At 35.6% G+C, this 21,179-nt stretch carries 19 protein-coding genes and 1 riboswitch; of the genes, 5 read left to right on the forward strand and 14 right to left on the reverse strand.

All coding sequences use genetic code 11. From position 1 onward, the window contains the following. Positions 1-5: 5 nt before the first annotated feature. Together ccoS and ACEYOS_RS07185 are read right to left on the reverse strand one after the other, a co-directional pair. Positions 6-218, reverse strand: coding sequence for a cbb3-type cytochrome oxidase assembly protein CcoS (gene ccoS, locus ACEYOS_RS07180; RefSeq protein ID WP_373708719.1), 213 nt, complete (start codon positions 216-218; stop codon positions 6-8). Between the two features lie 117 nt (positions 219-335). Then, positions 336-2,729 (reverse strand): heavy metal translocating P-type ATPase, encoded by a 2,394-nt coding sequence (locus ACEYOS_RS07185; protein ID WP_373708720.1) that lies wholly within the window; start codon positions 2,727-2,729, stop codon positions 336-338. A gap of 91 nt (positions 2,730-2,820) precedes the next feature. Here ACEYOS_RS07185 and ACEYOS_RS07190 point away from each other — a divergent pair, with 91 nt between their 5' ends. From ACEYOS_RS07190 to ACEYOS_RS07200, 3 genes are all read left to right on the forward strand, one after another. Next, the gene (locus ACEYOS_RS07190) at positions 2,821-3,534 is read left to right on the forward strand and encodes a Crp/Fnr family transcriptional regulator (protein ID WP_373708771.1); all 714 of its coding nucleotides are present in this window, start codon (positions 2,821-2,823) and stop codon (positions 3,532-3,534) included. A gap of 152 nt (positions 3,535-3,686) precedes the next feature. Continuing rightward, positions 3,687-4,502, forward strand: a complete 816-nt coding sequence (panB, locus tag ACEYOS_RS07195; protein WP_373708772.1) for a 3-methyl-2-oxobutanoate hydroxymethyltransferase — start codon at positions 3,687-3,689, stop codon at positions 4,500-4,502. After that, a complete protein-coding gene (locus ACEYOS_RS07200) occupies positions 4,502-4,834 on the forward strand; it encodes a hypothetical protein (RefSeq protein WP_373708773.1) in 333 nt (110 codons plus the stop codon). The genes panB and ACEYOS_RS07200 overlap by 1 nt, the downstream gene beginning before the upstream one ends. 78 nt (positions 4,835-4,912) lie before the next feature. Here ACEYOS_RS07200 and ACEYOS_RS07205 read toward each other — a convergent pair whose 3' ends face one another. From ACEYOS_RS07205 to ACEYOS_RS07260, 12 genes are all read right to left on the reverse strand, one after another. After that, positions 4,913-5,635 carry an SDR family NAD(P)-dependent oxidoreductase gene (locus ACEYOS_RS07205; protein WP_373708774.1) on the reverse strand — a complete coding sequence of 241 codons (723 nt, stop codon included), beginning with the start codon at positions 5,633-5,635 and terminating at the stop codon, positions 4,913-4,915. A 130-nt stretch (positions 5,636-5,765) separates the two neighbouring features. After that, entirely contained in the window at positions 5,766-6,224 is a 459-nt protein-coding gene (locus ACEYOS_RS07210) for a heme-binding domain-containing protein (RefSeq protein WP_373708775.1), read from the reverse strand. Then, on the reverse strand, positions 6,221-7,894 hold the full coding sequence (locus ACEYOS_RS07215; protein WP_373739171.1) for an Ig-like domain-containing domain: 1,674 nt from the start codon (positions 7,892-7,894) through the stop codon (positions 6,221-6,223). The genes ACEYOS_RS07210 and ACEYOS_RS07215 overlap by 4 nt, the downstream gene beginning before the upstream one ends. Positions 7,895-7,922: 28 nt before the next feature. Next, on the reverse strand, positions 7,923-9,182 hold the full coding sequence (locus tag ACEYOS_RS07220) for a serine hydrolase domain-containing protein (RefSeq protein WP_373708777.1): 1,260 nt from the start codon (positions 9,180-9,182) through the stop codon (positions 7,923-7,925). Between the two features lie 68 nt (positions 9,183-9,250). Further along, entirely contained in the window at positions 9,251-10,198 is a 948-nt protein-coding gene (locus ACEYOS_RS07225) for a 2-hydroxyacid dehydrogenase (RefSeq protein ID WP_373708778.1), read from the reverse strand. A 51-nt stretch (positions 10,199-10,249) separates the two neighbouring features. Beyond that, positions 10,250-10,642, reverse strand: a complete 393-nt coding sequence (locus tag ACEYOS_RS07230; protein ID WP_373708779.1) for a GxxExxY protein — start codon at positions 10,640-10,642, stop codon at positions 10,250-10,252. Between the two features lie 142 nt (positions 10,643-10,784). Then, positions 10,785-11,300, reverse strand: a complete 516-nt coding sequence (locus ACEYOS_RS07235; protein ID WP_373708780.1) for an acyl-CoA thioesterase — start codon at positions 11,298-11,300, stop codon at positions 10,785-10,787. Further along, complete coding sequence (locus ACEYOS_RS07240; RefSeq protein WP_373708781.1) at positions 11,267-12,031, reverse strand: hypothetical protein; 765 nt, start codon at positions 12,029-12,031, stop codon at positions 11,267-11,269. Before ACEYOS_RS07240 ends, ACEYOS_RS07235 begins: the two co-directional genes overlap by 34 nt. 89 nt (positions 12,032-12,120) lie before the next feature. Beyond that, a complete protein-coding gene (locus ACEYOS_RS07245; protein ID WP_373708782.1) occupies positions 12,121-12,795 on the reverse strand; it encodes a T9SS type A sorting domain-containing protein in 675 nt (224 codons plus the stop codon). Between the two features lie 100 nt (positions 12,796-12,895). Next, positions 12,896-15,013, reverse strand: a complete 2,118-nt coding sequence (locus tag ACEYOS_RS07250; protein ID WP_373708783.1) for a TonB-dependent receptor — start codon at positions 15,011-15,013, stop codon at positions 12,896-12,898. Between the two features lie 95 nt (positions 15,014-15,108). After that, positions 15,109-15,201: riboswitch (TPP riboswitch) on the reverse strand. A 9-nt stretch (positions 15,202-15,210) separates the two neighbouring features. After that, positions 15,211-15,987: a WG repeat-containing protein gene (locus tag ACEYOS_RS07255; RefSeq protein ID WP_373708784.1), complete on the reverse strand. Its 777-nt coding sequence runs from the start codon at positions 15,985-15,987 to the stop codon at positions 15,211-15,213. Between the two features lie 29 nt (positions 15,988-16,016). Next, positions 16,017-16,391 (reverse strand): DUF2752 domain-containing protein, encoded by a 375-nt coding sequence (locus ACEYOS_RS07260; protein ID WP_373708785.1) that lies wholly within the window; start codon positions 16,389-16,391, stop codon positions 16,017-16,019. A gap of 192 nt (positions 16,392-16,583) precedes the next feature. On the opposite strand from ACEYOS_RS07260, the gene ACEYOS_RS07265 reads away from it, so the two are divergent. Next, entirely contained in the window at positions 16,584-18,860 is a 2,277-nt protein-coding gene (locus tag ACEYOS_RS07265; protein WP_373708786.1) for an aconitate hydratase, read from the forward strand. Between the two features lie 123 nt (positions 18,861-18,983). Beyond that, on the forward strand, positions 18,984-21,179 hold the full coding sequence (locus ACEYOS_RS07270; protein ID WP_373708787.1) for an outer membrane beta-barrel protein: 2,196 nt from the start codon (positions 18,984-18,986) through the stop codon (positions 21,177-21,179).

Genomic DNA, 21,179 nt, shown 5'->3' on the forward strand with positions numbered 1-21,179 from the left:
ATATACTAATCACTTTTTACTTTATCTAAATTGTCCTTCGATTCTACTTCCTTCGAAGCGGGTGAATCTTCTTTTATAATTTCTGACTCCAGCAGTATACGAACTGCGGGGGATTCATCGTCCTCAAACTGACCATTTCTTGCACTTATTATAAAAATGATCAAGAAAATTACAGCTAAAGAGACGCTGCAAAGAATCATTAAATATAATATATCCATAACGTTTGCAAATTTAGTTTTTAACCGGTTCAAATTTACTTAAAAATTATGATATTAGTCATTTAATGTTAAATATCGTTAATTTAAATTATTTCTAAATAACTGACCGCAACCCCTTTATTGATTGATTTTAAAATATTTAGCCGACCTTATCCAAGTCGCAAGCGAGGTGAAAATCACTACACTTATTGAACTTATCGGCATTAAAATAGCGGCTACCAACGGAGATAAGTGCCCTGTAACAGCCACCGAGACCCCAATTACATTATAAAATAAACTGATTGCAAACGTGAATTTCACAATTTTCACCGCGTCTTTTGACAGATCAAAATATTTTTTAAGCTCATTTATTCGATCTCCAGCCATAATGACATCTGACGACGGCGTGAAAGAATGCGTGTCATCTGCGACTGCAATTCCGACATTACTTTGTTTTAAAGCTCCTGCATCATTTAATCCATCACCCAGCATTGCTACTTTTTTCTTATCATCATCCTGCAGAATTTTGATGAAATTCAATTTGTCTTCTGGACTTTGATTAAATTTCATTTTCTCCACATTCGGAACCAAAGATTTTAGTGAACTTTCTTCCGAAGAGTTGTCACCACTTAAGATATTAATGTGATAATCGTTTAATTCTGAAAACATGTCAGACATGTTATTTCTATATTCGTTGGTGAAAATATATTTCCCTAAAAACTCACCGTCTCTGGAAATATAAACTGCCGTTTCTAAGTTTTTTGAAGTCTGTCCGATAAAAGTAGCCGAACCAATTTTATAGACCTTTCCTCTAACAGTACCAACATATCCTTTTCCAGGAGTTTCTACGAAGTGTTCGATTGGGAAATATTCCTCTTCAATTTCTAAGAAGTGGTATAAGCTTTTTGATAAAGGATGGTTAGAATTTTTCAGCAAACTTTTCAGATTCTGTAAATCAAACTCAGGGATCTCATCACCTTCAAAAATAATGTTTGCTTTTTTGTTATGCGTAATCGTTCCGGTTTTATCGAAAACAAGGGTGTCGATTTTTGCTAATTTCTCAATGGTCAACGTGTCTTTTACGTAGAATTTATTTCGGCCCATGATCCGCATAATATGTCCTAGAGTAAAAGGAGCAGAAAGTGCCAAAGCGCACGGACAAGCCACAATCAATATCGCTGCAACCACCTGAAACATCTTTTCGAAATCATGTTGTCCCCAATAAATTCCTGCAATCAAAGTAATTCCCAAAATGACAAAAGTAAAATATTTACTGATTTCATTGGTCATCGTATCCAATCCAGTTTCGTATTTCTTGAAGGCTTCTTTATTCCAAAGCTGCGTTAGGTAACTTTGATTAACGTTTTTAATCACTTCCAGTTCCAGAATAGAACCGACTTGCTTTCCGCCGGCAAATATTTTATCGCCCGGCTTTTTTGGGATTGAAGCACTTTCACCTGTAATAAAACTATTGTCAATATTTCCTTCACCTTGAATTAAGATCGCATCAACCGGAATAATTTCCTGATTACGAACCATGATTCGGTCGCCAATATTTAATTCATTTAAAAGGATGTTTTGCTGTTTTCCCTCGAAATCAACTTTCGTAACGGCAATAGGATAGAATGATTTATAATCCCGGTCGTAAGATAAAGCGTTATATGTTCTTTTCTGAAAGAGTTTTCCCATCAACATGAAAAACAAAAGGCCACATAAAGTATCAAAATATCCCGGGCCGTAATCGGTTAAGACTTCGTAAATACTTCGGCCATAAAGCATCAAAACTCCTAAAACAATAGGAACATCAATGTTGACGATTTTGTTTTTTAAACCAAACCAAGCCGATTTAAAATAATCAGAGGCGGAATAAAAAACAACGGGTGTCGCTAAAAGAAACATGATAAATCGGAACATGTTTTTATAGGTATCCATCCAGTAGTCGGTGGTTCCCATAACCTGTTCTGCGTATTCTGGATAAGAGAAGAACATTCCATTACCGAAAGCAAATCCGGCAATTGCCAGTTTTACAATTAAAGTCTTGTCGTACAGTTCCTCTTTTTTCTCTGCAGTTTCTAAATTGATCACTGGCTTATAGCCTAAATTCATAAGGAATTTAGCGAGTTCACTGAGTTTTAATTCATTGTGATTAAAAGAGATCTGAACGTTTTTGCGAGTAAAATTGACCTGCGAATAATTAATGTTCTTATTTAAAGTCTGTAAGCTTTCAAGCAACCAAATACATGATGAACAGTGGATTACAGGGACTTTAAAAGTAACTAAAGTAGTGTTGCCCTCAGAGAAGTCAGTAACTTTGGTGAAGACTTCGGGTGTATCTAAATAATCAAACTGCGAGGCGTTGTCGTCATTAGGTCTGATCCCAGAACTCTTGTTCAGCTCATAGAAGTTTCCCAAATCATTCATGTTCAGAATTTCATACACCGATTTACATCCATTACAACAAAAGGATTTCTCATCGAAGTTAATGCGCTCTTTGTCTATGGTTTGCCCACAGTGAAAACAGTTTTCTGACAATTTATTAAAAGTTGAACGCACAAAATTATGACAAATATATTTGTGTTAGGGTTTTAAATATCCTATTTTTGCTGATAAATGTCATGCAATTATGTCGTTAGAGAAACAAACCCTAATCGAAGAGAATTTACAGAAACTATTTAATGATGAGTCTTTTAAAGAAATGCTTTCTTCAGAAGATTACGAAAAATATATTTCTGCAAAACAAATTTTAAAATTTAACAAAGGCGGAATTATTTTCGAAGATGGCGAAGTTCCAAACGGAGTCTTTTTCTTGAATAAAGGAACGGCAAAATTATCGAAACAAGGCGTTTACGGAAAAGATCAAATTCTTCGTTTTATTAAAGAAGGAGATTTAATCGGTTACCGTTCTTTGCTTTGTGGTGAAGATTTTCAGGCAAAGGCAGAAGCCATGACTGAAGTGGAAGCGACTTTCTTACCATCCGATTTGTTTTTACAAATGTTAGAAGTGGCTCCAAAGTTCTCTTTCGTAATGTTACAGAAGATCGCCTTCGAATTAGGTGAATCTTCCAATACCGTAACGTTCTTAGCACAAAAGACCGTTCGTGAGAGACTGGCCGAGATCTTACTTTTATTAGAACAGAAATTAGGAACAGATCCTGAAGGATTTATTAAAATTTCTTTAACAAGAGAAGAGATCGCCAACATCATCGGAACGGCAACTGAAAGTGCCATCCGTTTAATTTCTGAATTCAAACAGGATAAATTGATCGAAGTAGAAGGACGAAATATCAAAATCCTTAACCACGAGAAACTAATTAGACTAGGTCACGTGGTGATCTAACGATGTGTCGATTTTGCAGATGAGTTAATTTAAGTTTAAGAACTACTTTTAATCGTAATCGAGTTCTTTTAAAAATTTAAAAATTCCTTCGGCATTAATAAACCATTATTTCATCAACCCATAATCACATCAACCCATCATCCCATTAAATTATGTCTGTACATTCAGAAATAAAAAAAATTACCACCGAGACTTTGCGAAAAATGAAATTCGACAAAGAGAAGATCACTATGCTTACGGCATACGATTTTACAACTGCGAAAATGGTGGACGCCGGTGGAATTGACGCGATCTTAATCGGAGATTCTGCTGCCAACGTTATGGCCGGACATGAAACAACGCTTCCAATTACTTTGGATCAAATGATTTATCACACGCAATGTGTGGTTCGCGGTGTAGATCGTGCTTTGATCGTTGCCGACTTGCCTTTTGGTTCTTATCAAAGTAATTCTGAAAAAGCTTTGGAATCTGCCGTTAGAATGATGAAAGAAGGTGGAGCGCACTCCATAAAAATTGAAGGTGGAAAAGAAATCGAAAAATCAATCACCAAAATTATCAATGCCGGAATTCCAGTAATGGGACATTTGGGTTTAACGCCACAATCGATCTACCAGTTCGGAACTTATAAAGTGAGAGCAAAAGAAGATTCGGAAGCTGAAAAATTAATGAGCGATGCCAAGTTGCTCGAAGAATTAGGATGCTTTGCTTTGGTTTTAGAAAAAATTCCAGCTGATTTGGCAAAAAGAGTTTCTGAAAGCATTTCTATTCCTACTATCGGAATTGGAGCTGGTGCAGGTTGCGACGGACAAGTTCTTGTTTACCACGATATGGTCGGAATGAACCAAGGATTTTCTCCGAAATTTTTAAGAAGATATTTAGATTTATATACTGAGATCACTGGAGCTGTTTCCAGTTTTGTAAAAGATGTAAAAACCGGGGATTTCCCTAATGAAAACGAAAGTTATTAATGAAAGCAAATACAACAACAATTCAGGGGATTCTATCGATCGGTGCATTAGTCTGCATTCTGATTGGGTTTTTTAATCTTCTGTCACCAGAGATCAACGAATTTCTGTATCAACGATTATTCTATATTTTAATTGGAGCAAGTTTCTTTGTACAGGCACCCACTTTGACTAATAAGAATTTTATTTACCCAATGTATGCTGCTGCGGCACTTTGTATAATTGGTGCATTTATGCGTCCAGATTCACAATTAGAAGTAATTAAAACAATCGGTCTTTTCGCCGGAGTTTTATTATCAATTTTTAGCAGACCAAGGATGACAAAACAACAGTAAGTTGATATTATTTAAAAAATAAAAAGGGACTAAAGCAATTGCGTTAGTCCTTTTTATTTGGGTAGAAAATACAATCATTTATACTCGTATCAAGAGCCAGTTTGGGAGCGCTTTTATAAGCATAGCAACGATCAGCCATCTTCTGGAGACATAAGCAAATTCTTTTTTATTTTTGATGTTTTTGTAAATCTGCTTTCCTGCTTTTTCTGTTGTTGCCGCCCAAAACATTTTTTTTCCTTCAGTCATCGGTGTTCGTACATAACCAGGTCTAATGTCTGTTACGTGAATTGATTTTCCGGCCAATCTTGCCTTGCGTGCTTTTTGACATAATCCTTCTAAATAGGTGATTTGATAAGATTTTGCCGCATGATATGCAGGCGCAACGCAACTTCCAAAAAGGCCGGAGACCGAAGTGATCGCGATAAAATGACCATAACCCTGGTTTTCAAAGAACCGATAACTGTAATCAGCAATTTCTGTAAATGCCAGAACATTTAATTGGTTGGCTTTGTTTTCGGCATCAAAGCCGCGGTTTCTATTTAAGTTCCAGATACCGGCACTTAGGATTAGCAAATCCAATCCGCCTACTATTTCTATAAATTCTTTTATCTTTTTTGATGGTTCATTTTCTAAACAATTTAAATATTTTACTTCTAAATTGTTTTGTTCAGAGTTTTGTAAATCCTGAATGATCGTATTTTCAATACCCGTTACCCCTACTTTGTAGCCATTAGCAAGTAGGATTTTGGCCAGTTCAAAACCGATCCCAGAAGTTCCACCTATGATAATTGCCTTTTTCAATCGTATAATTTTAAACTAAATTACAATTTATCAAAAGAAACAGAAGGATAGAAATAAAAAAATGCAAAATATTTCTACTTTGCATCTTTTAAATAATTTTGATATTGAATATTGATTGTCTTTAAGTTACCTAATAATTTCCCGTCTTAAGGATGTCTTCAAAATATTGGGTAAGCATTATACGTTCAGCTTTGGATAAATTTGCCTCTGGATGTTGAGCCACGTAACCCGGCATCGGCATCGTATATATTTTTAAAGAATTCACGGTCATGTCGAGCATGTTCTTTTTTAGATCGCGGTTGAAAGTTCCCCATTCAGAAAGATTAAGATATCTTTTTCCTTTATTGACATGGTTTTTAAGCGACCACGAAATGGGTGCAACATAAGCGTATTTCGGATAAACAGTCTCATTGGAATGGCAGTCATAACAAGCGTTTCTTAAAAGTTTCTCCACTTTTTTAGGAGTATTGTAAACCTTGACAAAATCAACTTTTGAGTCTACTGGCTTGTTGGTTCTGTTAACTGGAATAAACTGGATCAATGCAAAAGCAATTAGAAACCAGTATAAAATATTTAGAAAAGTTTTCATTTCGGGTTGGCTATATTTGAAGGGTTTTCAATTGGAATTTCTTTCGGCTCTTCCGTATTTTCGGTCGGAAGTTTCCAGGTTTCACGAATTTCCCAAAGTGGTCGTACCTCTATTTTTTTGTCAAAAATGAATACGGGCTCCGCAAAGATATTATCTGCAAAATCTGCAAAATCCCAAATGCCATTTTCATTTTCATCGACTAGAATTCTCAGATCATATTGACCAGGTTTCAGCGATTTAAAATTAATTTGTTTTTCGACTCCATATTTAGAATAGGCGATGTTGCCACTTTCCGTTAACAATTGAATCCAGAATTTTTGTTTGGGTTCATTTTCCAAAGTCACCATCAAATCTCCGTAGTTTTCAATCTTATCAGATTCAAAATCAAATCGATATGATTTAATGATGGTTTCATAAAACGAAGAAACCGTTTCTTTAGGAATCGTTAAAGAATATTTTTTACCTTCTTTAAAACTCGATTTAATATAAATTTCAAAAGGATTCTTTTCGGAAATTTTTGCCGTGAATTCCTGTTTGATACTGTCAGAAACCAATGACCATTTTTCTGCTTCTATTTTATCAACGAAGTAATTGGAAGTGACCACGAAATCCTGTTGCGGTGCTAAAGAATTGCCACGATTGTTGGCAATCGTCATTTCGTTCTTCGCATTGTATCGATAGAACAAAGAAACACTATCCTGTTTAACACCATTATCATAACTGAATTTCAGATTTTCATTGTTGGTGATTCCAATATTTTGAGCAGGAGCATTAAACCAAATCATCGCAGAATCTGATTTCGGCGAATGCGTGACTTTGTAATCTTTCAGGTTTTCATTGAGTGAAAGGATTTTTACATCATCTGGATTTCCTTCAAAGGTCATTAAAACACCTCCAGGAACTTCCTTCATTTCTAAATACTTCACCGGTTTTTTTGACGGATAAAGATTAATGTTTAATCCTGAAATGCTTTTATCTAAAGAGATCTCATCTTTTAAAAAACCTACTTTTTCTTTTCCGATATCGTAAACTGAATTGGAGTTGCTGTCTTCAAAAGCCAGAACCCGATAATTTCCGGGTGCTAAATAATTCAATTCAAAATAACCGTCAGGATCTGCTTTCGTTATGTAGTAAGGCTTCTGGCGATAATCCATGGAATCTTTTTGCTGATATAAGCCAACGACCAAACTTCCTTCTTCTGCCTTTTTCCCTTTTTCATTAATAAGACTCTTTAACTCTCCACTAATAAAAAGACTATCAATTTTTTCACCCGTAGAAAAAGCGAAATTGTAATAACCAAGAGTATTTCCTTCATTGTTATCTACGATCGCATTTCCGAAATTAAAATTATAGGTGGTATTTGCTTGCAAAGTATCTGTCCATTTGATCAACAGAAATTTATTACCCATTCCCGAGGGAAGAATCTTGGTGATCTGTTTTAAAGGCGGCGAAATAATCAGCTGTTTGTTGATGTCTTTCAAGGTAATATATTCATCAAAATCAATTCGAAGTTCTCTGATATCCCGGGAAACATTAACTCTAGGACTGTCGATATTGCTACCTGTAATTTGTGGTGGAATGCTGTCTTTCGCACCACCAACGGGTGAGCCAACGCGAGCACAGGAAGCCAGTAGAAAACTGATGAGTATCAGAAAGAAGAATCTTTTCATGAAAAGGATTTGTGCAAAATTAAGGAATTTATTCGCTGTAACTGTCATTCGCCTGATTCTGTTTCAGCGTGTCCGTTTGGTTTATCGTTTTTTGAAATTTCTCAGTTTCGTAAGGAAAATTTTCAAATAAACCCGACAGTGCCAAAGCGGTATATACTCGTGTAGAGTATTTATTTCCTATCGCTATAATCGTGACTTGTGATTTGAGTAAATGCGCAAAAACGGAGTTAGTCCCGTGCCACCAGCCGTTATGGTAAGTGAGTTTTTCATTTTCATCAAAAACTTTCATTCGGAAACCTAAGCCATAATTGTTAATTCCCGGTCGCTCATTACTATAAGGTTCGAATATTTTTTGTTTTAATTCTGGCTTCAGAAAATCCTTGGAATAAAGCGCTTTCGAAAAGTTCAATAAATCTCTCGGCGTGGTATAAACATTTTTATCACCATAAATCAAATCCAGTCGGTCGTACGGATAAACTCGCGGTCCTCTTTGATAAAAAGATTTCGCCGCCGTAAGCGTGTCTTTTTCCTGAAACACATAGGAATGCTTCATTTTTAAAGGTCGAAAAACCATTTGTTTCATCGCCTCCGGAAATGATTTTTCGGTAACTTTTTCAATCAGTAAAGCCAATAAAGCGTAGTTGGTGTTGCAATACATAAATCCTGTATCGGTCGCACGCGCAAGTTCTGGTTGATAGCGAATGAGCATATTTAAAATATCCTGATTGGTCAAATATTTTTTTGATAATTCTGGTGGCGCAGGTTTTATTTTTTCAATGACATATTCGTACTTCGGTAAACCACTTCTCTGACTTAAAAGCGTGAAGATGGTCACTTTTGGATAAGGAAACTTTGGAAAGTATTTGGTCAGCGGATCTTCTAAATTAATTTTGCCTGCTTCAACTAATTTTAATGTTGCCATGGCGGTCAGCGATTTCGAGATCGAAGCAACATGCAGCGCTATCGTATCATTGATGGGCTCCTGATCTTTTCCCTGCGCAAAACCGCGATAACTTTCATACAAAATTTCATCACCTTTTGCGACGATAAATCCACCCCATAAATCGCCTTTTTCCCAGACGTTTTTATAATAGCGGTCGATCATCGAAATAATAGAATCTTTATTTTCTAACTTTCCGTCTCTGCGATTGAAAACCTTATCTAAATCGACGTTTCCGTAATTGGGTAAAGTTGTTTTGATGATCTCTTCTTCAGAACTTTCTTTTTTACAAGAAAATAAAATAAATGTACTTACAAGAAGGAAAAATAGGAATTTGGAAAATTTCATTAAGAAGTTTTTGGCTTAAAAAATCTCCGCAATATAAGGGAATTTCACTACAAGAAGTAGGACTCTAGTCATAAAGAAATGTTAAGTTGAGGAAACTGAACCAAAATTTTATCCACAATAACCTGCGCTAATTTTTCTTTGCTTTGAATCGTCCAACCGGCAATATGTGGGGTCACAATTACTTTTTCAGACTGAAGTAGAAATTCTAAATCTTCGTTGTCAGTATCAAGCTTTTCGAAAGATGCTTTTTCATATTCTAAAACATCTAGAGCTGCACCTTTTACTTTACCGGATTTTAACGCTTCCACTAAAAATTTGGTATCGACATTCTTTCCGCGGGCGGTATTCACAAAATAGAAATTCTTTTCCATTTCCGAAATGAATTTTTCATCAACCAGATAATGGGTTTCTTTGGTAATTGGGAGATGAAGACTCAAAATATCGGCTTCTTTTTTTAAAGTTTCTAAAGAGACCTGCATTCCGAATTCATCACCAATATGAGGTAGTAAATCATGGAAAATTACTTTACATCCAAACCCTGAAAGTCTTTTTGCAACCGCTTTTCCCATATTTCCATAACCTATAACTCCGAAGGTTTTTCCCAGCAGTTCGTCGCCACGGTTTTCTTCTCTTTTCCAGATTCCATTTTTTACTTCCTGAGATGAAATAAACAAACGGTTCATTAGAATTAGAAGCATTCCTAAAACATGTTCCGCAACAGAATCACGGTTTCCTTCAGGCGAACTGATTAAAACAATCCCGGATTTTTCAGCAAAGTCAACATCGATATTCTCCATTCCAGCGCCAACTCTCGCAATAAATTGGAGATTTATCGCATGTTCTAGAAATCGTCGATCAATAGGAATTCTGCTGCGAATAATAATTCCGTCGTACTGCTCAATTTTTTTTAAAACTTCTTCGTAAGTTGATGTAAAATCTTCCTCAAACGAAAATCCTTTCGCAGACAATTGTTCTGTAATTAATGGATGATTTTTATCGAGCAGCAGGATTTTCATTTTCTTTTTTTTTAACACAAATGACACTGATTTTTAACACAAATGACACTATTATAATTGACCATTGATGACACGTTTTACTCCAAATTTGAAGTGTGCAGTATTGAAATTGATCAGCATTCCTAATTTACAATGACTTAAACGAAGGTAGGTGAGGATTTGAGCCAAATGAATTTCATTTAATGCTTCAACAACTTTAATTTCAATAACAAATTTTTTTTCGACTAAAAGATCTAATCGATAACCAACGTCTAATTTTACTTTTTTATAAATTACCGGCATTGGTTTTTGTTTTTCTATGAATAAACCACTTTCAGAAAGTTCATAAAACAAACATTCTTCATACGCACTTTCCAACAATCCTGGACCAAGTGCTTTATGAACAGTATATCCAGCTTCATAAACTACTCTTGCAATCTCATTCTCAGAAATATTATTATCCATTTGTTTAAAATTTATAACACTAATGTCACTAATTTTTTTCACAAATGACACAATGATAATATTACTTCAACAGAATAATTTTTTTCCACAAAGAAATGTTAGTGTCATTTGTGCGTATTTATTTGTGCAATTAGTGTTTCACTTAACTACCAAACAGTTTTTTCAATTCCACAGAATCTGCAGCCTTCATTCTTCCAGACAGAATAAGTGAAAGTTCTTTTCTTCTAAGTGCAGCTTCAAATCTTTGTTGTTCTTCTTCTGTCTCGGGTACCATTTGTGGAATAGGGATTGGTCGGTTAAATTCATCAACCGCCACAAAAGTGTAAATTCCGGAATTGGTGTGAATTTTTTTCTGATTGATGGGATCATCTAACCAAACATCAACGTAAATTTCCATTGAAGTTGAAAAAGCGCGGGAAACTTTTGATTCCAAAACTACAATTCCACCTTCTGGAATTGGATAATCAAAGGATACATGATTTACAGAGGCGGTTACCACGCGTCTTTCGCAATGTCTCGCCGCAGAAATAGAGGCACATCGATCCATTTTTGCTAAAAGTTCGCCACCGAAAAGATTTCTTAAAGAATTCGTTTCATTAGGCAAAACGATATTGGTCATTATGGTTAGCGATTTTGACGCTTTTTTGGTTTTTTCCATTTGTTTTTTGAATAATTTTTTGAACTCCATTTTTTTGCTGGAGTTTTTATGGGAGCGATCGCTTTTTGTAAAGAGTCATTTTTAATAGAATCTATTGCGAGTTGAACTTGCTTGAGCGAATCTATTTTTACACTATCGATTTTAATAGGCGTTACTTCTTTTTTTGGCGTTTCGTCTTTGAAGGATTTTTTACCGAAAATCATTTCCGGCTGCGTAACTCCGAAATAAGTTAAGCCTAAAATTCCGATGAGTAAAGGAGCCATCCAGAAAAGAGATTTAGTAAATCTATAGGATTGACCACTTTTGCTGGGACTGTTTTTTAGTTGTGAAATATTGATTTCTTCTAAGCCGTAAAAGTCAGGTGAAAGATTTTCGGTCCTGTTTCCAGAAAAAACCATCTTGCTGTCTTCCAGGAAAAAGGTCCCCAGATGTTCGATGGTGATTTTCTTGTCTTTAAGAAGTGTAGCGTTCCAGTAGTTGATTTGTTTCTTGATCTCAATCTCTGCGTCAATCAATGGAATTTTTTTCCCATCAGAAAGATATTGGATAAAGTCATTTCCGTTTCCTGATACATCAGTTTTAAAAGCTACTTGTGCGCCAGGTGGCAAAATGTTTTTTCCCTCTTTATCGAGCACAGCGTTAATGGTGTGCAAGTAAAAAGTGCCAAAACCTGAAAGGGAAACGAGGTTATGTTTTTTTAGAAATTCGAGAAGAAATAGGGAAAAATTCATACTGGGGCAAATTTATGATTTTTGATTGATTTAATCAAAATAAATAAGACTGCTCAAAAAGCAGTCTTACTAAATATCATGTTGGAGAATTATTTTGCAAACTTCACGACTTCACGGCTTTGTCCGTTGGTGATTTTCACAAGATAAAGTCCATTTTTAGTCAGATTTAAATCAATGGCATTTCCGTTAGAAACCGCTTTGAAAGATCGGACCAGTTTACCGCTCATTTCATAAACTTCGAGGTTTAAATTGCCTTTTTGTGCAGTGATTAATTTTCCATTGATTACAGTAGATTTACCTAAAAGTACATTGTTGCCAACTGCCAAAGTAGTCACTATAACGGTGGGGCCTTCTGCAAAAGTATCTGCTGACTGTTTGGTGGCGCCATCCTGTAGATCTTTGAAAACCATTCCTACTTTATTTACGGTTGTTCCGACAGGAATTTGCGCATTGGTTTGAGTAAAAGTTTTGGAGTTTAAATTAATTGTTCCTACATAAGCCATCACCGCATTATCCCAGTTCATGCTCACTGTTGAATTGCTCCACGCATCTTCGAAAGCTGATCCTGTACTGTTATCACCAGCATTTACAAAAGTGTGAATGTAAAAAGTAGGCACTTCAAATCCTGGATCGTAAAAACTGTAATCATTGGCAGCACCATACGTTACTTTGAAGATTCCATCACTGGTTACTTCTGTTTGTACTTGTGCAGTGGTCGTAATTGCTACGAATGCAGCCAATAATAAAGAATAGAATTTTTTCATAATGTTATATTTTATTAAAACAAAACTACTCCAAAAAATAATTCGGGAGCAGTTTTTTTGAAAAAAAACATCAATTATATAATGAATGTGTTTCTCGTATTTATTTAAATTTCAAACTCATACCGAACATAAAGTTGGTGCCTGCCTGTGAAAAATAGAAAGGGTTTTGATCATAAACAAAACCATTATTCACATATTTTTTATTGAGCATGTTATTGATGAGTAATTTGAAATCGACTTCGGTTCTTTTCAGATTTAAAGTATATCTCGCATTAATGTCAGTCAGGAAATAATCATTTAATTTTAAATCTTCATTATTGGTGTTGTCCAGATATTGACTCCCAACATATTGATTTTGAAGTCCTAAACTAAAATTAGTTGTAGGTGAGTAATTCAATAAGATGTTTCCAATGATATTGGGTGAAAAGGAAATCGGGGTGCTTCCTAAACTTTCAAATCCACTCTCGGTTTCATTTTTAAAGTCGTTATTTTCATTCTTACTTAAAGTGAAATTCCCCGAAACGTTCCACTGGTCGGAAATTTTTGCCAAAGCTCCCACTTCAATTCCCATTCGATAACTCTTTCCCGAATTAACTCTGATGAATTCGCCAATATCGTTGATCTGACCATTTAAAATCAATTGATTGACATAATTCATGTAATATAAATTGGTGGTAAAAGAAATTGCTCCAAATGTTTTTTCTAAACCTGCTTCGAAATCGTGAAGTTTCTCAGGCTGAATTTCTGGATTTGCAAAGATATCATCTCGGTTAGGTTCGCGATGAGCATGAGCGTACGAAAGGAAAAGTTTTCCTGAATTTATTCTATAGCTAATTCCCATTTTAGGATTAAAGAATATCCAGTTTTTATTCAGTTCCATACCTTCATCATCACCTTGATGAATAATTTCGGTATCATAATTAATGTTTCTTACTTGAGCATCTCCGTAAAATTCAAATTGGTTTACTTTAATGATCGCTTTTGCAAAGGCTGAAAATTCTGTTTTTGTACCGTTATTTCTATAATATTCGTGTTCGAAAATTTCTGGAAAATTAACGGCAGAAACATTTCCGAAATGTCTTCCGAAATATTTATTTCCGACAACTCCGAAATTCAAATCGAGATTTTCGAAATTTCCATAAATGGTAGAAACGGCCCCATAGAAATCATTGTCCAGCCATTTCTTTCGAATGAAATCGGTTCTTTTAATGGTTTGATTATCAATGATTAAATTCGGTAAATTGTATTTCGTAAACTTTGCGTCTTGCTTGTAGTTTTCGTAATAACCTTTTCCTTTCGTGTAGTGAAAAGTGGTTTCTAAATTCCAATGATTATTTAAGTTTTGTTTCCAAAGTAGTTGATAATGATTTTGTCTGTAATTATCGGTTTCATTATCATAAAATCCAATGATGTTTTCCCAGTTCGCATCGTAAATTGCTCCAGAATTATTGAATTTCGGATTTTCTTCCCAAGTTTTTCTGTCAATTGCGTTCCAGGCCTGATAGGTTTTTTCCTTTCCGCCAAAAGCCATCAATCTAATCTTAGTTTTATTTTCCTCAAAAAGTGCGGAGAAATTGTAAGAATTTAAATCTGAAAAAGCACGGTCAATATAACCATCAGAATGAATTTTTGTATAACGTCCCATTAGTGATAACCGGTCTTTCCAGAATTTGCCGCTTCCTACTTCCGCCGAATATTTATAAGTATTAAAGGATCCGTAGGAATTATCAGAATTTACATAAAATTGTTCTTCGGGACTTTTGGTAAGGACGTTAACACTGGCTCCAAAAGCAGAAACGCCATTTGAAGAAGTTCCGATGCCACGCTGAATGACGATTTGTGAGGCTGAACTCGTTAGATCACCAACATTTACAAAAAAAGTTCCCTGCGATTCCGAATCATTGTAAGGAACGCCGTTCAACATCACATTGATGGCTGTCCCGCCCACGCCACGAATTCTAAATCCTGTGTAACCAACGCCATTTCCAGCATCCGAAGTGGAGATCACCGACATTTGATTTTTTAACAAAATCGGTAAATCCTGACCTAGATTCTTATGACCTAGATCTTTTTCAACATTGATGATTTCTTTGGTTACGGGAAGTCGTTTTAGAAAGTTGATGCTTTCAATTTCCTTCGTTTTGAGGGAATCCTGCACGGTGTTTTGTGCAACGTAGAATGGACTTGCGATGAGTCCAAAAAAAATAAATCCTTTCATTCTTTTAATTTTTAAGATTAATTGAATAAAAGGGGTGATTTTGATTAGTAATGAGCAATTAATAATAAGTGACAATCATTGCTAATTACTTACTTTTCATTGCTTATTTTAATTTCCCTAAACAGCATTACCTGTTCCAGGTTCATTGGGTATAATCTCAGCTTTTCACAGCACCCCTTTAATTTCTGATGGCAAAACTACAAAATATTTTCAGAATAAGACTTGTTGTCAGTATCGATAAAAAAGTAATTTTCTCCGTCTTTAGTGACTTCAAACAAGCGGCCCAGTTTCCAACTGAAATTTCGTTTAATATCTGCGTACTCAAAAGGAATCACTATTTTTCCAGTTGTATCAATAATTCCAAATCGATCGTTTTTAACTGCGATGATCATTGGGTTTTTTAAATCGTCTCCTTCTAAAATGTAGAGATAATCGAATTGCGGATAGATCGAAAACTGTCGATAATCTGACGCGTCCTGGAATTTTGAATCTTCTATAATTCCATAATATTCGTTCATGATATAAGCATGAAACAATTGCGCTTTAAATTCAGATGGACATTTTGCTAAGTCTTCATCTTTAAATCGATACATGCGTTTCCCAGCCTGATCAATTCTAAAATCCTCTCCATTCAGACGAACTGAAGCGTAATTTTTTGAGCCAAATTTTCTAACATCAGTATTAGCAGAATTCAGGAGATTGCAATCTTGGGTAAAAAAGCCGACATTGCTATAAACAGGTGCAATAATCACTTTTCCCTTCTGATTTACGAAGCCAGCTTTCCCCTCTTTTTTAAAAGGAATAAGTGCCGGAATAGAATCGTTGATTTTAACCAGATCTAAATTAATTTTAGGCGTATTCGGTTTTTTAACAATGTTTTTTTTAACAGCGGTTTTTTTAGTAACCGTTTTTGTCTGCGCAAACAACATCGTAGAAAAACTTAATAAAAGTAAAGTCAAAATATTTTTTAGCATATCTTTAAATAGCTTGCAAAAATAGGAATTTATAAATTTCGAAAAATAAAGAAAAGGATTACTATAAATAGCAATATTAAAAGAGCTTTTTGTCCAAATAGTAATTGTCTTGTTCTAGGGAAACGTTCTTTTAAATTGGTTTGATAAAGTAGCAATCCCGCCAAAGCATAAGGAAGTGAAACCACGAGCAAAGCGTTATAGGCAAAGGCACTTTTTAAATTGAGATGTAATAATTCGTGTGTTGCTCGTTGGGCGCCACAGCCAGGACAACTTAATCCAGTCACACTTTTAAAAATGCATTTTGGAAACAATTGATAATGAGCTGGATGATAGAAATAATAAATCAATCCAACTAAAAGTAGAATCGTAAAATAGATGCCGTAATGAAGATTTTTTTTAACCACTACAATTTTTTAATTCAATGATAAACGATAAAGAATTATTCTTTTTATCGACGGTTCAAATAATTTTTAAAAGTAAGGAAATAGAAATAAAACATCATATTTATATTTATTCTAAATGACTTTAAGCAAGTTAAACTTAAAATAATTCGTATTTTTGACTTTCTAATAAAAGATAATAAAAAACCAATAGATATGACTTTTGACATTGATATGATTAAGGAGGTATATGCGCGTTATCCAGAACGGATCGAAGCGGCTCGTAAGGCTGTGGGAAAACCGCTTACCCTTGCAGAGAAAATTCTTTATACCCACCTTTGGGAAGGTAGCGCCACAACTGCTCATGAACGTGGAAATTCTTATGTAGATTTTGCACCGGATAGAGTAGCAATGCAGGATGCGACCGCACAGATGGCATTATTGCAATTTATGCAGGCCGGAAAATCAAAAGTTGCTGTTCCTTCTACCGCGCATGCTGATCACTTAATTCAAGCAAGAGTAGGTGCAGAAGCGGATTTACAGGATGGTATTAATAAAAACTCAGAGGTATTTAATTTCTTGAGTTCTGTTTGCGATAAATACGGTATCGGTTTCTGGAAACCAGGAGCTGGGATTATTCACCAGGTTGTTTTAGAAAACTACGCATTCCCAGGTGGAATGATGATCGGAACTGATTCTCACACTGTAAATGCAGGTGGATTAGGAATGGTTGCAATTGGTGTCGGTGGCGCAGATGCTGTTGACGTAATGGCCGGAATGGCTTGGGAGCTTAAAATGCCAAAACTGATCGGTATTAAATTAACCGGAAAGTTAAGCGGCTGGGCTTCTGCTAAAGATATTATTTTGAAAGTTGCTGGTATTCTTACTGTTAAAGGTGGAACTGGCTGTATCGTAGAATATTTCGGTGAAGGTGCGAACTCACTTTCTGCCACAGGAAAAGGAACCATTTGTAATATGGGTGCTGAAGTTGGAGCAACAACTTCTACCTTCGGTTATGATGATTCTATGAGAAGATATTTAGCTGCAACCGGAAGACAGGATGTCGTAGATGCTGCTGATCAAATTGCAGATCATTTAACTGGTGATGCAGAAGTATATGCTAATCCAGAATTGTATTTCGATCAGGTTGTTGAGATCGATTTAAATACATTGACTCCACATTTAAACGGACCTTTTACACCAGATTTGGCGACGCCTGTTGCTGAATTCCATGATAAAGCGGTAGCGAACGGTTGGCCAATTGAAGTAGAATGGGCGCTGATCGGTTCTTGTACCAACTCGTCTTATGAAGATTTATCAAGAGCTGCTTCTATCGTTGAAGATGCTTTCGCAAAAGGGGTAAAACCAAAAGCGATCTTAGGAATTAATCCAGGTTCTGAGCAAGTGAAATTCACGGCTGAAAGAGATGGCTTCCTGGATTCATTTAGAAAATTCGAAAACGCGAGAATCTTTACCAATGCTTGTGGACCTTGTATCGGTCAGTGGGATAGAGAAGGTTCTGATAAAGGCGAGAAAAACTCAATCATCCATTCCTTCAACAGAAACTTTGCAAAAAGAGCTGATGGAAATCCAAATACGCATGCGTTCGTAGCTTCACCAGAAATGGTTGCTGCCGTAGCAATTGCAGGAAGATTAGATTTTAATCCAATCACCGATACGTTGACCAACGAAGCAGGTGAACAAATTAGATTAGATGAGCCAAAAGGTTTTGAATTGCCGGAAAAAGGATTCGCAGTTGATGACAATGGTTATCAAGCACCGTCTCATGATGGTTCTTCTGTTCAAATCGCCGTAAGCCCAACTTCTGACAGACTTCAATTGTTAACTCCTTTCCAACCTTGGGATGGACAAAATATTAACGGTGCTAAAGTTTTAATTAAAGCATTCGGAAAATGTACGACCGACCATATTTCTATGGCTGGACCGTGGTTGAAATACCGTGGACATTTAGATAATATTTCTAACAATATGTTGATCGGTGCCATCAACGCTTACAATATGGAAACCAACACCGTAAAAAATACGCTTACCGGCGAATATGGTGAAGTTCCTGCTGTAGCGAGAGCTTATAAAGCGGCTGGTGTTCCAACAATTGTAGTGGGTGACGAAAACTATGGTGAAGGTTCTTCAAGAGAGCACGCAGCTATGGAGCCTAGACATCTTGGTGTTTACGCAGTTTTGGTAAAATCTTTCGCTCGTATCCACGAAACGAATTTAAAGAAACAAGGAATGCTCGGTTTAACGTTTGCTGACAAAGCAGACTATGATAAATTCCAGGAAGACGATACTGTGAACTTCTTAGATTTAGATCAGTTTCAGCCAGGGAAACCGTTGACTTTAGAATTGGTTCATGCTGATGGAACTAAAGATGTTATCGTAACAAATCACACTTACAATGCTCAACAGATCGATTGGTATAAAGCAGGTTCTGCTTTGAACTTGATCGCAGCTGAAGCAGCAAGAAATGCATAATTGTATTTTTAATTATATTGGAAACCGCTCAAGAAATTGGGCGGTTTTTTATTTTCCATTTTTAAAAGATCCTTTTTGTAACTTTTTGGATATAAAGTTGTCTAATGGAGTAGAAATTCATCTATGATCAAAAACTTATCCTCTGCAGTTATTGCATTATTATTTTCTCAACTTTATTTTTCACAGGAAAAGACCAATCCTGAACCCAAAGAAAAAGAAATTGAAGGCGTTGTTATTACTAAAACTAAAAAAGCCGTCGAGCAAAAAGCCGATCGGACCATTTTTGATTTTTCCGAACAGGAATACTTAAACACGGGCTCTGCCATGGAAGGAATTAAAAAGCTTCCGGGATTAATTGCAACCGACGTGGCCGGAATGATGTATCAGGGAAAAATTCTTGATGTTTATTTGAATGGTCGTCCTCTCAATATTTCCACCAATGATCTAACATCTTTCCTGGAGGGAATGCCGGCAAATTCTATTGAGAAAATTGAGGTCATTACGCAACCGGGTGCCGAGTTTCCTGCTTCTTCTGGTGGAGCGATTATGAATATCATCACCAATAAAAATGCAAATAAGTATTTAACTGCAACGTATTCCGGAAATTATGCTTTTACGAATGAAGATCAATTCCGCAGTCGTACCAATAATTCTTTAAGTCTGAATGCGCGAAATAAATATTTCGGCTGGCAGTTAAGAGTTGGGCAAAGTTATCGCGAAAGTGAAATGAACAGCAATCAGGATAATCTGGTTCTTTCGAATACCGATAGAATTTCGCGCGGGGCTTTTGCAAAAGCCGGAGTTACTTTTGATCTGGGCAATGATAAATTATTACTGAATTACGACGTTTATAATAATAATAATGACAACGTTACTTTGAGCAATGGTTCATTTAGGTTACCGAGTGATCTTATCAATAATTTCACGGCGCTGGATGCGGCGAAAACCAATTCTCTGCGACAGGAAGCGGTAATTACTTATCAAAAAAGATTTGATGAAAAAAATAAGAAATTAGATTTTCAGGCAGGTTATACCCGTTCTGATAATGATTTTTACCAGGACAATATTTTTAATCAATCTACGGTTAACGGTTTGCAGAATCAAGGACGTTTACTCGATAACAATTCGGTGATGCAGGTTTCTAATTTTAAAGTCGATTTTTCGCAACCTATCAAAATTTTAGATGAAGGAAAAGTAAGTTTTGGAGGATTGTATGAAAATCAGATTTTTGATACCGAAAGTAAGGGAATTACAAATTTAGATTATCAAAGAAATACCGCGTCCACTTATTTAGAATTTCAGGCAAAGCTGAAAAAGTTTGATTTTGTCTTGGGGACGAGAGCGGAAAATTACGATATCTCTGGTACGACGAGGTTGACAGATTCGGCGGGAATTTTACAACAGCAAGCATTGATTCCATTTAACAAATTCAAACTGTTTCCGAATGCAAGTATTCAATATAATCTGATGAATCAGGTTTATTTAGCCTTGAATTATAACAAGAAAATCACTTTACCAAGCATCTCTGCGCTGAATCCAAACAATAATACATTTACAGGTCCGAATTCTACCATTACCGGAAATCCGTATTTACAGCCGACGATTTTCGATAATTTTGAAATTAAACTTTCAGCTTTTGATTATGCTTTTATTGGGTATAATGTTTCCTCAATCGATAATCAGGTTGCGCAGTTGCTTTCCAGAGAAGGTGACGTTATTAAAAATGAACAAGTGAATATTCCCAATATGCGAATTCATAATTTTAATATTGGGATGCCGATTCCATTTATGATTTTCACTACGCCTTTAAGTGAAATTATGAAAGTGAATTTCAATCCTGATAAAATTAATTTTCTCTATGTTTATGGAGGTTATGTAAAGCATGAGATCAAAGAGATCGACCCGAAAGGAATGTTTATTTTAAATTTGATGGCGCAGATCATGCTGCCGGCTGAAATTAAAATGACCGCTAATTACAACGTACTTTCGAAAAAAGCAGGTTTCTATTATTTCGAATCCGAAAGACCATTTAACGAAAGATTTGATCTCACTTTTTCCAAGAAATTCTTAAATGAAAAATTAACGCTTTCGATTTACGGGAATGATCTATTGAATACGCAGGTTACCCAGTTGAAATCAAAACCGTTGGTGGGGAATAGCGTTTTTCTTTATAATAAAACAGATACCAGAAACTTTGGTTTTTCCATCAATTATAAAATTCCGACCAAAAATAAACTGGCTAAAGAAGACGAGAATATCTTGAAGCAAAATAGTCCAAATGAAAATAGTGGAGGTGTTGTGCCACCAACTCAACCGTAA

It is taken from the genome of Kaistella sp. (assembly GCF_041824135.1).
Taxonomy (GTDB): Bacteria; Bacteroidota; Bacteroidia; order Flavobacteriales; family Weeksellaceae; genus Kaistella.

Excerpts from the sequence above, each read along its gene's own strand:
- ccoS (WP_373708719.1), bottom strand. The coding sequence starts at position 218 with ATGGATATATTATATTTAATGATTCTTTGCAGCGTCTCTTTAGCTGTA.
- ACEYOS_RS07190 (WP_373708771.1), top strand. The coding sequence starts at position 2,821 with ATGTCGTTAGAGAAACAAACCCTAATCGAAGAGAATTTACAGAAACTA.
- panB (WP_373708772.1), top strand. The coding sequence starts at position 3,687 with ATGTCTGTACATTCAGAAATAAAAAAAATTACCACCGAGACTTTGCGA.
- ACEYOS_RS07200 (WP_373708773.1), top strand. The coding sequence starts at position 4,502 with ATGAAAGCAAATACAACAACAATTCAGGGGATTCTATCGATCGGTGCA.
- ACEYOS_RS07210 (WP_373708775.1), bottom strand. The coding sequence starts at position 6,224 with ATGAAAACTTTTCTAAATATTTTATACTGGTTTCTAATTGCTTTTGCA.
- ACEYOS_RS07215 (WP_373739171.1), bottom strand. The coding sequence starts at position 7,894 with ATGAAAAGATTCTTCTTTCTGATACTCATCAGTTTTCTACTGGCTTCC.
- ACEYOS_RS07220 (WP_373708777.1), bottom strand. The coding sequence starts at position 9,182 with ATGAAATTTTCCAAATTCCTATTTTTCCTTCTTGTAAGTACATTTATT.
- ACEYOS_RS07225 (WP_373708778.1), bottom strand. The coding sequence starts at position 10,198 with ATGAAAATCCTGCTGCTCGATAAAAATCATCCATTAATTACAGAACAA.
- ACEYOS_RS07230 (WP_373708779.1), bottom strand. The coding sequence starts at position 10,642 with ATGGATAATAATATTTCTGAGAATGAGATTGCAAGAGTAGTTTATGAA.
- ACEYOS_RS07235 (WP_373708780.1), bottom strand. The coding sequence starts at position 11,300 with ATGGAAAAAACCAAAAAAGCGTCAAAATCGCTAACCATAATGACCAAT.
- ACEYOS_RS07240 (WP_373708781.1), bottom strand. The coding sequence starts at position 12,031 with ATGAATTTTTCCCTATTTCTTCTCGAATTTCTAAAAAAACATAACCTC.
- ACEYOS_RS07245 (WP_373708782.1), bottom strand. The coding sequence starts at position 12,795 with ATGAAAAAATTCTATTCTTTATTATTGGCTGCATTCGTAGCAATTACG.
- ACEYOS_RS07250 (WP_373708783.1), bottom strand. The coding sequence starts at position 15,013 with ATGAAAGGATTTATTTTTTTTGGACTCATCGCAAGTCCATTCTACGTT.
- ACEYOS_RS07255 (WP_373708784.1), bottom strand. The coding sequence starts at position 15,987 with ATGCTAAAAAATATTTTGACTTTACTTTTATTAAGTTTTTCTACGATG.
- ACEYOS_RS07265 (WP_373708786.1), top strand. The coding sequence starts at position 16,584 with ATGACTTTTGACATTGATATGATTAAGGAGGTATATGCGCGTTATCCA.
- ACEYOS_RS07270 (WP_373708787.1), top strand. The coding sequence starts at position 18,984 with ATGATCAAAAACTTATCCTCTGCAGTTATTGCATTATTATTTTCTCAA.